At 61.8% G+C, this 11,915-nt stretch carries 11 protein-coding genes; 6 read left to right on the top strand and 5 right to left on the bottom strand.

Features of this window, described 5'->3' with window-relative positions; all coding sequences use genetic code 11:
- Window positions 1-141: 141 nt before the first annotated feature.
- From AC3B6A_RS16465 to AC3B6A_RS16475, 3 genes are all read left to right on the top strand, one after another.
- Window positions 142-1,344 (top strand): NAD(P)/FAD-dependent oxidoreductase, encoded by a 1,203-nt coding sequence (locus AC3B6A_RS16465; protein ID WP_488398279.1) that lies wholly within the window; start codon window positions 142-144, stop codon window positions 1,342-1,344.
- 266 nt (window positions 1,345-1,610) lie between these two features.
- A complete protein-coding gene (locus tag AC3B6A_RS16470; protein WP_488398280.1) occupies window positions 1,611-2,087 on the top strand; it encodes a hypothetical protein in 477 nt (158 codons plus the stop codon).
- A 15-nt stretch (window positions 2,088-2,102) separates the two neighbouring features.
- Window positions 2,103-2,705 carry a hypothetical protein gene (locus tag AC3B6A_RS16475; protein WP_488398281.1) on the top strand — a complete coding sequence of 201 codons (603 nt, stop codon included), beginning with the start codon at window positions 2,103-2,105 and terminating at the stop codon, window positions 2,703-2,705.
- A 22-nt stretch (window positions 2,706-2,727) separates the two neighbouring features.
- Here AC3B6A_RS16475 and AC3B6A_RS16480 read toward each other — a convergent pair whose 3' ends face one another.
- Both AC3B6A_RS16480 and AC3B6A_RS16485 read right to left on the bottom strand, forming a co-directional pair.
- Window positions 2,728-3,675, bottom strand: coding sequence for a LysR substrate-binding domain-containing protein (locus AC3B6A_RS16480; protein ID WP_488398282.1), 948 nt, complete (start codon window positions 3,673-3,675; stop codon window positions 2,728-2,730).
- Window positions 3,672-4,523: an EamA family transporter gene (locus AC3B6A_RS16485; RefSeq protein WP_488398283.1), complete on the bottom strand. Its 852-nt coding sequence runs from the start codon at window positions 4,521-4,523 to the stop codon at window positions 3,672-3,674. Before AC3B6A_RS16485 ends, AC3B6A_RS16480 begins: the two co-directional genes overlap by 4 nt.
- 552 nt (window positions 4,524-5,075) lie before the next feature.
- Between AC3B6A_RS16485 and AC3B6A_RS16490 the strand changes: the two genes are divergently transcribed.
- Window positions 5,076-5,738, top strand: a complete 663-nt coding sequence (locus AC3B6A_RS16490; RefSeq protein WP_488398284.1) for a hypothetical protein — start codon at window positions 5,076-5,078, stop codon at window positions 5,736-5,738.
- Between the two features lie 339 nt (window positions 5,739-6,077).
- A complete protein-coding gene (locus tag AC3B6A_RS16495) occupies window positions 6,078-7,106 on the top strand; it encodes an ATP-grasp domain-containing protein (RefSeq protein WP_488398285.1) in 1,029 nt (342 codons plus the stop codon).
- A gap of 32 nt (window positions 7,107-7,138) precedes the next feature.
- Here the strand turns inward: AC3B6A_RS16495 and AC3B6A_RS16500 are convergent, their stop codons facing one another.
- The 3 genes from AC3B6A_RS16500 to AC3B6A_RS16510 all read right to left on the bottom strand — a co-directional run bounded on the left by AC3B6A_RS16500 (window position 7,139) and on the right by AC3B6A_RS16510 (window position 11,149).
- Window positions 7,139-8,809: a methyl-accepting chemotaxis protein gene (locus tag AC3B6A_RS16500; protein WP_488398286.1), complete on the bottom strand. Its 1,671-nt coding sequence runs from the start codon at window positions 8,807-8,809 to the stop codon at window positions 7,139-7,141.
- Between the two features lie 531 nt (window positions 8,810-9,340).
- The gene (locus AC3B6A_RS16505; RefSeq protein WP_488398287.1) at window positions 9,341-10,264 is read right to left on the bottom strand and encodes a DMT family transporter; all 924 of its coding nucleotides are present in this window, start codon (window positions 10,262-10,264) and stop codon (window positions 9,341-9,343) included.
- A gap of 99 nt (window positions 10,265-10,363) precedes the next feature.
- The gene (locus AC3B6A_RS16510; RefSeq protein WP_488398288.1) at window positions 10,364-11,149 is read right to left on the bottom strand and encodes an AraC family transcriptional regulator; all 786 of its coding nucleotides are present in this window, start codon (window positions 11,147-11,149) and stop codon (window positions 10,364-10,366) included.
- Window positions 11,150-11,512: 363 nt separating this feature from the next.
- On the opposite strand from AC3B6A_RS16510, the gene AC3B6A_RS16515 reads away from it, so the two are divergent.
- On the top strand, window positions 11,513-11,860 hold the full coding sequence (locus tag AC3B6A_RS16515) for a hypothetical protein (protein WP_488398289.1): 348 nt from the start codon (window positions 11,513-11,515) through the stop codon (window positions 11,858-11,860).
- Window positions 11,861-11,915 lie beyond the last annotated feature (55 nt).

The following is an 11,915-nucleotide window of genomic DNA, read 5'->3' on the forward strand; positions in this document are numbered from 1 at the left end:
TGTGTGCCGCGCAACTCCCGAATAGCATGTTTTCCACAGCGGGCGAGCCGATCCGGCGAATCTGGAAAGTGGGAATCGTCACGCTGGACTTGAAGCGAAAACTTCAGGGCCGTTTACCACTTCAATTCTCGGGAGCAACTCATGAAACAGCAGATTCTGGTTATCGGTGCCGGGTTCGGTGGTGTCTGGAGCGCCTTGAGCGCGGCCCGCCTGCTGGACAAGCACGCCCGCGACGACGTGCAGATCACGCTGCTCGCACCCCAGGCAGAACTGCGCATCCGCCCGCGCTTCTACGAGCCTGGCGTGGGCCGGATGTTCGCCCCGCTGGATGCCCTGTTCGACACCGTGGGCGTGCGCTTCGTCCAGGGCAGCGCCGAGCGCATCGATGGCCAGGCGCAGACCGTCGGCTACCGCGACGCCAGCGGCCGCCCGGGCGAGTTGAGCTACGACCGCCTGGTGCTGGCCACCGGCAGCCAACTGGCCCGCCCGCCGGTGCCCGGCCTGCAGGAACACGCCTTCGATGTCGACCAGATCGAGACCGCGGTGCGCCTGGAGCAGCACCTCAAGTCCCTCGCCAGCCGCCCCGCCAGCCCCGCGCGCAACACCGTGGTGATCGCCGGCGGCGGCTTCACCGGCATCGAGACCGCCACCGAGTTGCCGGCGCGCCTGCGCGAAGCGCTCGGCGCTGACCAGGACATCCGCGTGGTCATCGTCGACCGCGGCCCGCAGATCGCCGCGGCGATGGGCGACGGCATCCGCCCGTCGATCGTCGAGGCCTCCGAGCACCTGGGCGTCGAATGGATACTCGGTGCCAGCGTCGCGGCGGTGGACGCCGACGGCGTGACCCTCGCCGATGGCCGCCGCATCGACAGCCACACGCTGATCTGGACCGTCGGCTTCCGCGCCAGCCCGCTGACCGAGCAGGTGCACGGCGAGCGCGATGCCCTGGGCCGCCTGCACGTCGACGGTAGCCTGAAGGTGCGCGGCCAGGACAAGGTGTTCGCCGCCGGCGACGTGGCCTATGCCGCCACCGACGATCTCGGCAACTTCGCGGTGATGTCCTGCCAGCACGCCATCTCCCTGGGCCGCCACGCCGGCAACAACGCCGCCGCCGACCTGCTGGGCGTGCCGGCCACGCCCTACAGCCAGCCCAAGTACGTCACCTGCCTGGACCTGGGCGCCTGGGGAGCGGTGTACACCGAGGGCTGGGACCGCCAGGTCAAGCTGGTCAAGGATGAGGCCAAGGAGCTCAAGACGCAGATCAACAGCGTGTGGATCTACCCCCCGGCAGCCGACCGCAGCACCGCCCTGGCAGCGGCCGACCCGCTGATCCCGGTGGCCTGACGCCACCCTCCGGCCGCGGCCTGCGCGTTGTCGCGCGCGGGCCCGGCGAGCGGCGCCCCGCGCGCCGGCATCGAGTCGTCCCCGACGAATCCCGCCCCCGTCGCCCTCGCGCCGGGGGCGCTGTTCGTCCGGGTTTCCCGCCCCACACAAGAAGAGAGCGGCCAATGACGAGGCGCCTTCGCCTCGCATCATATTGCCGCGCAGCCGGGCGAGAGCACCGATGCCCTGCTACGCTGGGTTGACCGAAGTGGCCACGAAGGACCGTCATGCGCCCAGCCGTTCTCCCGCTCACCCTCCTCCTGCTCACGGGCTGTTCCGGCCCTGGATATTTCGAACCCGTACCGCCCAGCAACCCGCAACTGGCGACCCTCTACCTGTACCGCCCCGAGGCCGACAACCCAGGCCGGCAGCCCCTGCGCTTCTCCTATCCGGACGTGCTGATCGACGAACAGAGCGTCGGCACGCTCAAGTTCAACTCCTATCGCCGCGTCGAGCTGCGACCGGGCCGCCACAACCTGCGCGTGACCGGCCTGACCCGCGAGGCGAACTGGGAGCCACGGGACATCAAGCAGACCTTCTCCATCGCTCCGGGCGAGATCAAGTACCTGAAGCTCGCCGTGCGCTTCAACCTGAGCGAAATGGTGCTCGGCCAGCCCGGCCCCAGCTACCTGATCCACGTGACGCCGATGCGCGCCGACGATGCCGTCTACGAGATCCGCAACACCAGTCCCCAAACACCCTGAAGCAAGGATTCGCCCATGAGTGCATTGCGTTTGATCCCGCTGGCCCTGGCCGCCAGCCTGCTCGCCGGCTGCCAGAGCCAGGCCGACAAGGAACTGAACACCGAATACGACCGCACCGAGGCCGTCGCCAAAGGCGTGCCGGGCGGCGCGGTGACCGAGACGGAGGAACTCCAGGCGACCGTCAGCGCCATCGACCCGGCCAAGCGCAGCTTCACCCTCAAGGACGACCAGGGCAACAGTCGCACCCTCCAGGCGCCGCCGCAGATGCGCAACTTCGACCAGCTCAAGGTCGGCGACCGGGTCAGGGCCATCGTCGCCATGGAGCGCGTCGTCTACCTGCGCGAACCCGGCGAGGCGGCCACCAACGCCGCCGCCGGGATGCTGGCCACGACGCGGCTGGGCGACAAGCCGGGCATGCTGTCGGCCGATGCCATCGAGATCACGGCGCGGGTCAAGTCCATCGACACCACCCAGCGCACCGCCACCCTGCAGTTCGCCGACGGCAGCCTGCACACCGTCAAGGTTCGCCCGGACGTGGAAATGAAGCCCGAATACGTGGGCCGCGAACTGGTGATGCGCATCACCTCCGCCATCGCCGTCAGCGTCGAGCCGCAATAGGAAAAGGGAGGCTTAATTCGATCTACGGAATCGTGGCCGCGTATAACTCCGGAAATTCAAGCCTCAACTCCTCCAGGAAATCAGAGGCTTGAATTTTCAGCCAATCCATCAGCCTGGATATTTCAGGCTCGGATTCCCGGCCGCTCCGGCAAATAACGTAATAGGCGGAGGGTGAGCGCATCGCCGGACCCGCCAATTTCACCAGACTGTCGTCACGCAGTTTTTCATGAACCAGGGATGCACGCGCCAGCGCAATCCCGCCGCCTTTTGCCGCCAGCCCGATGGCCAGGTTTGAATCAGGGAAACGAGGGCCTTGGTGATAAGGAGGTGGAGTCAGACCCTGCCAGGAAAACCAGCTTTCCCAGCCCGGGCATAGCGGATCATCGACCCGATGTATCAGGGGACAGCTGGCTATATCGGCAAGTGGAATCTCACCGTGCCTTTTCAGGAAATCCGGTGAGCAGACCGGGAAAACCGCATCGTGCATCAACAGTTGCACATGATTTCCCGGGTAACTCCCATACCCCATGACAACAGCCACATCATATTGGCTGGAATTCAGGTTGCCTTCCGACAAGTCCGCGCTTGTCAAAACCACATCCAAATTGAATTTTTCATCCTCCTGGCCAGCATACAGGCGTGGAATCAGCCAGGCCGCGCAAAGCGAGGAAGTGCTGTACAGCTGCAACGGGGTGCGCTTCCCAGGATTCAGGGTCTGTAAGACATGTTCCAAATCGATGAAGAATCTTTCCGCAACGGGAAGCAGTGCTTGACCCGATGCGGTCAGCTTTACCCCACGGGAATGACGTTCGAATAGCTGGATGCCCCACCACTCTTCCAGTCCATTGATCTGATGGCTTATCGCGCTGGCAGTGAAGTTCAACTCCGTTGCTGCCCGGGCAAAGCTTCCGGCCCTGCCTGCACTGACAAAGGCTTGCAACATGGTCGTTGGCGGGGGCCGTAACGTCATCGGATACTCATCTTGATCATGACAATACCGCTGAAAATGACGAATGCGGCAACCATCCGCCTCCAACCAAATCGTTCACGAAAGAACAAAGCGGCGATGATTGCGCCAATAATTACACTGCATTCGCGTAGCGCCGATATTTTTGCAACGGCATCCAACGACAAGGCAAAAAGAACAAGACCATAAGAGGCAAGATAGAACAACCCTCCAAGTCCCCCTATACGCCATTTACTACGAACAGTTTGGAAAAACTGAAGGCGGTATTGAGAAATGGCAAGAACAGGAATAGGAATGCTCTGAAAGACAGTCAGATAGATGACATATTGGAGAACCGTCTCGCTGGCCCTGACACCCTTGGCATCCACCACTGTATAGGAGGCAATGAATACACCCGCACAAACAGCCATCACGATTGGCTTGAGCATGCTCGCCGTCATGTTCCGGACAAATACGAGACTGACAATCCCAAGGGAAATCAGTATCACGCCCAGCAAAGCATAAGGGGCAAGCTCTTCACCCAACATGAAATATGAAAGTACGGCCACGATGACCGGTGGAACACCCCGCATGACCGGGTAGACCAGACCAAAATCCCCTATCTCATAGGCTTTTATCAGGAACAGGCGATAAACAGTATTCAGCGCCACGGATATCAATACATAAATCCACACCTCCAACCTTGGCACATTGACCAAGGGAAGAGCCGCCAAGCAAATTATCAATGCACTTGCATCGACCATTGCCAATGTCATGAAGCGACTGCTACCCGCCCTGACAACGGCATTCCAAGTGGCATGCATCACAGCCGAGATCAATACCGATGCAATAGCGATATCCGAGTCATCCATGAGCCATCACCTGAAAATAATAAATGGAGCAGTTGACACCCCATCAGGGGCCGCCAAAGTTGGCTTCAAGACTTACGCAACAACATGCGATCCATATAGCTATTCATGTTCCTCAAAAGCTTAGGGTTCTTGATTTCCAACTTGGGATTTGTTGTGGCTGGCAAGGCAATCCAACCCCATCACTCAACAGTCGGGAAGCGATGATTCTTCAACACAGCCTTTTAAATCTGTCCTGTCTGGAATGCTGATAGATGAGGAAAAGGGGGCGTGGTGACAGTCCGCGCCCTCAGACGCCGGACAGAACCAGAGACTCGCTGATCCTTCGCAGAACGAAGCATCCGGGAACCGGCCAACTGCCCGGTTGCCTTCCATTTGTTCACTACACTGAGGGCATCCCGGCGAAGCTTCTCCAGAAAGCCTGGCCGGTCTTGACTCCCGTGGAACGTTTGATCTTCGCAATGGTGCTGATTGGCCGAGTGCGGCCTGCGCAACGGCCCCCAACCTCTGATGCGGTCAGGCGGTGCAATGCGCCGCCGTTCTGGAGAGAGCGCAATGGACAGATCTGGAGATGGAACGTGGCGCCGAGTCCTCGACCCCGTTGACCGCGTTACCGAGGTGATATTCGGCCTGCTGATGGCGATGACCTTCATCGGCTCGCTGAGCGTAGCGACGGCGGGCCGCGAAGAGGCACGAACCATGCTGATCGCAGCCCTCGGCTGCAACCTCGCCTGGGGTCTGGCCGATGCCGTCATCTACCTGCTGCGCACCTGGACCGAGCGCACCCGCAGCCGGACACTCCTTGCCCGCTTGCAGGGCAACGCCGCCCCGCAGGAAGGCCAGGGCCTGATCGCCGATGCCCTGCCGCCGCGCATCGCCGAGGCGGCGGGAGCGGAGGGGCTGGAGATGCTGCGTCTTCGCCTGCTCGCCAGTGCCGGTACACCGGTTTCCGCAAGGCTTGGGCTGGACGATTTCAAGGCGGCCCTGGGCACCTTCCTGCTGGTGGTGCTGGCGACGTTCCCACTGGTCATCCCGTTCCTGCTGATCGACCAGACCGGACCGGCCATTCGCGCATCCAACCTCGTGGCCCTGGGGATGCTGTTCATTTCCGGCTGGCTCCTCGCCCGCCACTCCGGCGGCAACCCCTGGGCGAGCGGAGTGGCCCTGGCGGTAGTGGGGACGGCCCTGCTGTTCGCGATCATCGCCCTGGGGGGTTGATGAGTCGGAAGAGCGGTCGCTTGACTCGAATCGCCCCTCACCCGCCCCCCCTCCGTCGGGCTGCACATCCAGGCCCGAGCCCCGGCAGCACGCAACGCGCAGCCGGGGGGAACATGCCGCCCGCCTCATCCCCCGAGGCTCACGACCGCCAAACACTCCCGCCTCTTCACACTGTCTTAAGGTGCCTGGCGCAGGCTCCAGGCTACAACGCGACTGAGGACGGCAGGAGCGCCCCCTCGGGACGTTCTCCGACCATCACCGGATGGAACGCAGGCAGGTCCAGGTCGGGATAGATCTTCATTGTTCTGTTAACTGGCGTGCTGCCGGCAGAGTTATCCATTGAACAGACGATCTTGCTCAGGTTTCTCAGCGATCTACCTGATCACCGCGATAGGCTCGCTCTCCGCCGAAGCGGTCATCCATTCGCTGCGGCGCGACCCTCAGGCGCGGGTCGTGGGGGTCAGCACGCTGCCCCGGGAATGGAGCGCCACGTCCGCGCTGCTGGATGCCTTCCACCGGGTTCCCCCGGCGCGCGACGTACCCGCCTACATCAACCGCATCCTGGGCATCTGCGAGGCGGAACGGGTCACCCACGTACTGCCGCTCATCGACCTCGAGGTCGATGCGTTCAATCGCTATCGCGAGGCGTTTTCCAACCACGGCATCCTGCTCTGCATGGCGCCCGCCGAGGCCGTTCGCATCAGCCGGGACAAGTGGCTCGTCCACCAGGCCTTCCGCAACCATCCGGACGTTCACCCGATCCCGACCTGGCGGATGGAAGACCCCGCGGTGGACGCCCTGCCCTTCCCCCTGCACGCCAAGCCGCGGGATGGCCGCAGCAGCGAGGGGCTGGCGCGCATCCACGACGCCGAGGACCTGCGTTACCTGCGCAAGAAGCTCAAGGGTCGTCCGTACATCGTGCAGCCCTTGCTCGATGGCGACGTCTGCGTCGTGGACATCGTGCGCCAGCGCGATACCGGCCAGTGGGCCGGCATGGCCAGGCAGGAGCTGGTGCGAAGCTCCAACGGCGCCGGCCTGACGGTGCGGATGCTGGACGAGCCGGCCCTGCTCGATGCGGCGAACCAGATCGCCCGGACCCTGGACGTCGACGGCTGCATCAATATCGAGTTTCTCGTCGGCGGCGGCCGGTCCCTGGTGATGGATATCAACCCGCGCTTTTCCGGGGGAGTCGTGTTCAGCCAGCTTTCCGGCTACGACATGGTGACGAACCACCTGCGCTGCTTCTCCGGGGCGGCGCTCGACGCGCCCATCGTGCCCGCTCCGGATATCCATGCGCGCCGCTATGTGGAGGTCACCTTCGCCGCACCGGGTGAAGGTTCGATCAGGCTGCCGTCGCTCGCCAATTGATCCGCTTTCCCGGCGCCTGAACGCCGCGCGGCTTACAGGCTGAAGCGCTGCACCAGGCCGCTGAGCCCGGCCGCCAGGCGCGACAGTTCCTGGCTGGCGGTGCTGGTCTGCTGCGAGCCGGCGGCGCTCTGGTTGGACAGGTCGCGGATGTTGCTGAGGTTGCGCTCGATATCGCGGGCCATGTCGGCCTGGCGCTCGACCGCCTCGGCGATCATCCGGTTGCGTTCGTCGATGCTGTGCGCGGCGTCGATGATCACCGCCAGCGCGCGGTCGGCGGCGCCGGCCTGGCCCTGGGTGTGGTCGGCCTGCTCGGCACTGCTCTGCAGGGCCTCGACGGTGCGCCCGGTGCCGCTCTGGATGGCATTGATCAGTTGCTCGATCTCGCGGGTCGAGTCGCCGGTGCGCTTGGCCAGCGCACGCACCTCGTCGGCCACCACCGAGAAGCCGCGCCCGGCCTCGCCGGCGCGCGCCGCCTCGATGGCCGCGTTGAGGGCGAGCAGGTTGGTCTGCTCGGCCACCGAGTGGATCACGTCGAGCACCTTGCTGATGTTCAGCGTCTGCTCGGCCAGGCCCTGGGCCTGCTCGGCGGCGTGGCGCACGCCGCTGCCGAGGTTCTGGATCGAGCTCAGGGTGACCGCCAGCTGCTCCTGGCCGCTCTGCGCGCTGTCGCTGGACCGGCGCGCCACCTGGGCGGTGGACTGGGCGTGTTCGGCGACGCTGCCGACCGCCTCGCTCATCTGGCTCATGGCGCGGCTGACGTTGTCGATCTCGTCGTGCTGCTGGTGCAGGCCGCGGGTGCCCTCCTCCATCACCGCGCTCATCTGCTCGCTGGCGGTGGCCAGTTGCTCGGCGGCCTCGCCGATCTGGCGGATGGTGCCGCGCAGGTTGTCGCGCATGCAGCCCAGGCGGTCGAGCAGGCGCGCCGCCTCGTCGCGGCCGCGGGCGTTGAGACCGCTCTCGCTGAGGTCGCCGGCGGCGATGCGCTCGGCCACCGACAGCGCCTCGGCGAGCGGGCGCACCAGGCTGCGGGTCAGGCTCCAGGCCAGCAGCAGGATCAGCAGCAGCGCGCCGCCGAGGGTGGCCAGGACGATGCGCCGGGCCTTCTCGTAGGTCGCCGCCGCCTCGCTGGTGGCGCTGGCCGCGGCCTGCCTGTTGAGCTCGCGCAGCAGCTGCACCTGGGTGTCGATCATGCCGGCCTGCTGGTCGATGTTGGCGGTGAGCAGCACCCTGGCGTCGTCGAGCTTCTGCTGGTCGAGCAACTGCTGCTCCTGGCGGATGGTCTCGACGAACTGCTTGAAGGCCTCGTGCAACGCATCGGCGGCGCCGCGCTCGCTCTCGTCGGTGATCAGCGCGGCGTAGTCGCGGAATTCCTGTTCGATGTCGATGGCCAACTGCTCGATGATCACCTTGTTGCCGCTGCGCACCATGGGATCGGGGTTGGCCACCTGCTGCAGGGAATTCACGCGCAGCTGCGCGAGGTGGAGGGCGATGCTGTCGGCCAGGGCGATGCTCGGCAGTTGCACGCTGTCGATGGCCGCGCCCTGGGCGCGGATGGTCGCCATCTGGTACAGGCCGTAGCTGCCGACGCCGCCGAGCAGCAACGCACAGACGAGGAAACAGAGCAGCGTGCGATGCCCGATGCGCAGGCGGCGCATGGGTTGCCAACGGGCAAGACGGGCGAGGAAGTGCTTCAGGGTCTTCATCACAAATACCACTACCACTGTGATGCTCTGCCGAGCTGGGGAAAATGCGTGCAGAGGATATGAAAGAGTTGTGACAGTAATGTGTAATTGCCAGCATCCGGTCCACCGCCGATGCGGCGCGAAGCCGCGGGGCAGAGAGCCTGGCAGCCCGGCCCGGAGGGGCGAGGAAAGGAGAAAAAGCCCGCCCTTAGTCGGTCTGGCGTCTCGGATCCATTTTTTCCACGCGGAAGCGGGCCAGTGGATCAGGATTCAGAGCGTCGAAAACAGACCCATCCCTTTTTCGAGTTATCCGTATTTTGGGCTGCCGTCGTTTTGCAATCGCCGATGGCGAAGTGGCCGATATGGGAATTCGTGGCGGCGTACCGGAAAATTGCAAAAATCTCCTGAACTTGATCGACAACTTGCCAAGCCGAAGCATCGGAATCCAGTAATCAAATACCTTTCAACACAGTAGCACTCTTGAAAACTGCCATCCTGAATTACCCCCTAAACCAATTGATTAACGCAGTCCTCAGGATGGCAGTGACAAAATCACTTCCGCACCAAGCCCCGCCTCACTGGCACTGTGCGTCGCTGCCTGGACATGGCATACAGCCCAAGTCCAATCAAAACACCCCCGACCATTTCATGCTGCTGCGGTATTTGATGCGTTATCACAAAAGCGATGATCGCGGCGAACAGCGGGCAGAGAAAAAGAAAGCCACTGGTCTGCACAGACCCGCCAATCTTCAGTGCGGCAAACCATAGCCCCATTGCCCCCGTAGAGGCAGGAATCGCAAGCCAGATAAAAGCGATCCAATGATAAGTTCCTGCAGGCCATGACAAGGGTTGATGGTATACAAGGGCGACAATTCCCAGCACAAATGCACCAATCAGCATTTGCCAGAAGTTCACAATCCAGGGGGAAAGGTCGAGATTGAATTTCTTATTCAAGACCGTTGAACCTGCCCAACAAGCCGAAGCCAGCACAACCAGTATTTCGCCACGCCCGACACCCAGGCCGGCGCCCCCAGTCGCGCCAACGCAGACAACCACGCCAACAAAGGCAAATACCAGTCCAAAAAGTGCGATTGCAGATATTTTCTCACCCAAGAACACACGAGCAAGAATCACCACGAGCAGCGGATTGCTTGCCATGATAATGGCAGCCGCTGCTGCCGTTGTTGCAGTCAAACCAATATTCAAAAACGACATGACGCCAGCCGTTTGCAATATCCCGATGGCGATGAGGTGCAACCATGGCATATCGCACAACGTCAATCGCCGCCGTTGCATCAGGACCAAAACAAAAGGAATAAGCGACAGTCCCGCCAGAAAAAAACGCAATGCGGCGGCCCATAATGGCGCGACATCTTCCAATACCACTTTCGTACTGACAAAAGACGATCCTTGCAAGAAGGTCGATACCAGAATCAAAGAGAAGTATTGCCTAGGATCACCGTGAATATTCGACATGTGTAATTTCTCAGATGGTACAGATTGTACTCCGCCATCATAAATTCGAAATTTCACACACGATTATTTCAAACAGGACAATTCCTTTTGAAAAAAGGACTAACGTATCTGATAGTCACTGGGCAGTTTTCCCGTTACCCGCTTGAACATTACCGTGAAGGCGCTTTGAGTCCCATAGCCCAGACTCATTGCGACATCACCGATCTTCTCCCCCGCGAGCAATCTCGGCACAGCGCCTACAATACGCAACTGCTGTTTCCAAGCTAGAAAAGACACGCCAATTTCATCATGAAACAATCTTGTCAAGGTGCGAGTAGTCGCGCCGACGATTGTCGCCCAATCTGAAAGTGAGCGGGTATCCCCGGGATTCTCCATCAGAGACTCACAAAGCCTGATCAAACGCCGATCCCGCCCCATTGGCAAATTGATGCCGCATTCAGAAGAGGCTTTCATTTCCTCGATAGCCAGCGCCAACAATCTCGCATCAAAACTATCATCTGGATAATCCACCGAAAAGCTGGCAGCTCTTAGCAACAATTCCCGAAGTAAAGGGGAAACAAAAATACCGACAGGACGATCCGAAAAAGCGGAAGAAAAGCTATCAATGTTAACGTATAGCGTGCGCAACGCAACCGGGGTGGAATTCGCCATTGAATGTTCGGTATCAGGCGGCATCCAAACTCCACGCATAGGTGGCAAAACCCAGTATGCATCACGTGTGCGTAGCTTCATCACTCCAGAACTGGCGTAAATCAGTTGCCCACGTGGGTGCCGGTGCCAATCAATCCTGTTCCCGGCAGGATAGTCTTTCGCCATTGAGACAACCGGGTTCACCGCGTGCTCCCATCGGCTCAGATCACTGACGGAAAGTCTGGAATCACTCATGGACGCACTCGACTTCATGACAACTCCCAATCATCCTCTTGACGCACTTCACTCGCCTGCCTCCTGTTGGTGACGGGACTCCCATATAACGAGCAGCAGCGATTGGTACACACATGGGCAGATGATGACAATCCGTCGTCAGCCGAGTCTCTACTTCAGATCACTCCGTTCAATTGTCGATGCAAACTGAGATACGTTTCCTGGCGCACGAACGTCCATGGCGTCCGGCCGGGAACGGCTGTTTACCCCCCCCACGGGAACTGCCTGGACCAATAGCGGACACCGAGCCCTGCGACTACATGTCGATACAATCCCCCCGGGAGTCTGTTGCCGCCACGGATGGGCGCGAATAAACTGCGCGGCATGCTCCGTCACCTTCGCCTGCTCCTGATCCTGCTGCTCAGCTTCGCGCTTCCCCTCACCGGGATGGCGGGCATCGAGGCGCCGGCCGAACCCTGCCCGATGCAGGACATGGACATGGGCCGGATGGCGGACATGGACCATGACGGCTGCCAGGACATGGGCAAGATGACCGAGCATGGCAAGAAGGACTGCAAGAGCGGGCCGGAGTGCAAGACCAGCAGCGTGCTGCAGGTCAGCGTCCTGAAAGCCACCTTCCCCGCCGCTGCCGCGCGCCAGCACCCCGCACACTATTCCGACCTGGTCCTCAGCCAGGCGCCCGCCGACCTCTGGCGACCTCCCTGCGCCTGATTCCTCTTCCGACCTGAACCCCTCCCGCGGCCCCGAAGGCTGCCGGGTGGCACGC

It is taken from the genome of Pseudomonas sp. B12(2026) (assembly GCF_057767015.1).

Coding starts and splice junctions, on each gene's coding strand:
- AC3B6A_RS16465 (WP_488398279.1), top strand. CDS start 142: ATGAAACAGCAGATTCTGGTTATCGGTGCCGGGTTCGGTGGTGTCTGG.
- AC3B6A_RS16470 (WP_488398280.1), top strand. CDS start 1,611: ATGCGCCCAGCCGTTCTCCCGCTCACCCTCCTCCTGCTCACGGGCTGT.
- AC3B6A_RS16475 (WP_488398281.1), top strand. CDS start 2,103: ATGAGTGCATTGCGTTTGATCCCGCTGGCCCTGGCCGCCAGCCTGCTC.
- AC3B6A_RS16480 (WP_488398282.1), bottom strand. CDS start 3,675: ATGACGTTACGGCCCCCGCCAACGACCATGTTGCAAGCCTTTGTCAGT.
- AC3B6A_RS16485 (WP_488398283.1), bottom strand. CDS start 4,523: ATGGATGACTCGGATATCGCTATTGCATCGGTATTGATCTCGGCTGTG.
- AC3B6A_RS16490 (WP_488398284.1), top strand. CDS start 5,076: ATGGACAGATCTGGAGATGGAACGTGGCGCCGAGTCCTCGACCCCGTT.
- AC3B6A_RS16500 (WP_488398286.1), bottom strand. CDS start 8,809: ATGAAGACCCTGAAGCACTTCCTCGCCCGTCTTGCCCGTTGGCAACCC.
- AC3B6A_RS16505 (WP_488398287.1), bottom strand. CDS start 10,264: ATGTCGAATATTCACGGTGATCCTAGGCAATACTTCTCTTTGATTCTG.
- AC3B6A_RS16510 (WP_488398288.1), bottom strand. CDS start 11,149: ATGAGTGATTCCAGACTTTCCGTCAGTGATCTGAGCCGATGGGAGCAC.
- AC3B6A_RS16515 (WP_488398289.1), top strand. CDS start 11,513: ATGCTCCGTCACCTTCGCCTGCTCCTGATCCTGCTGCTCAGCTTCGCG.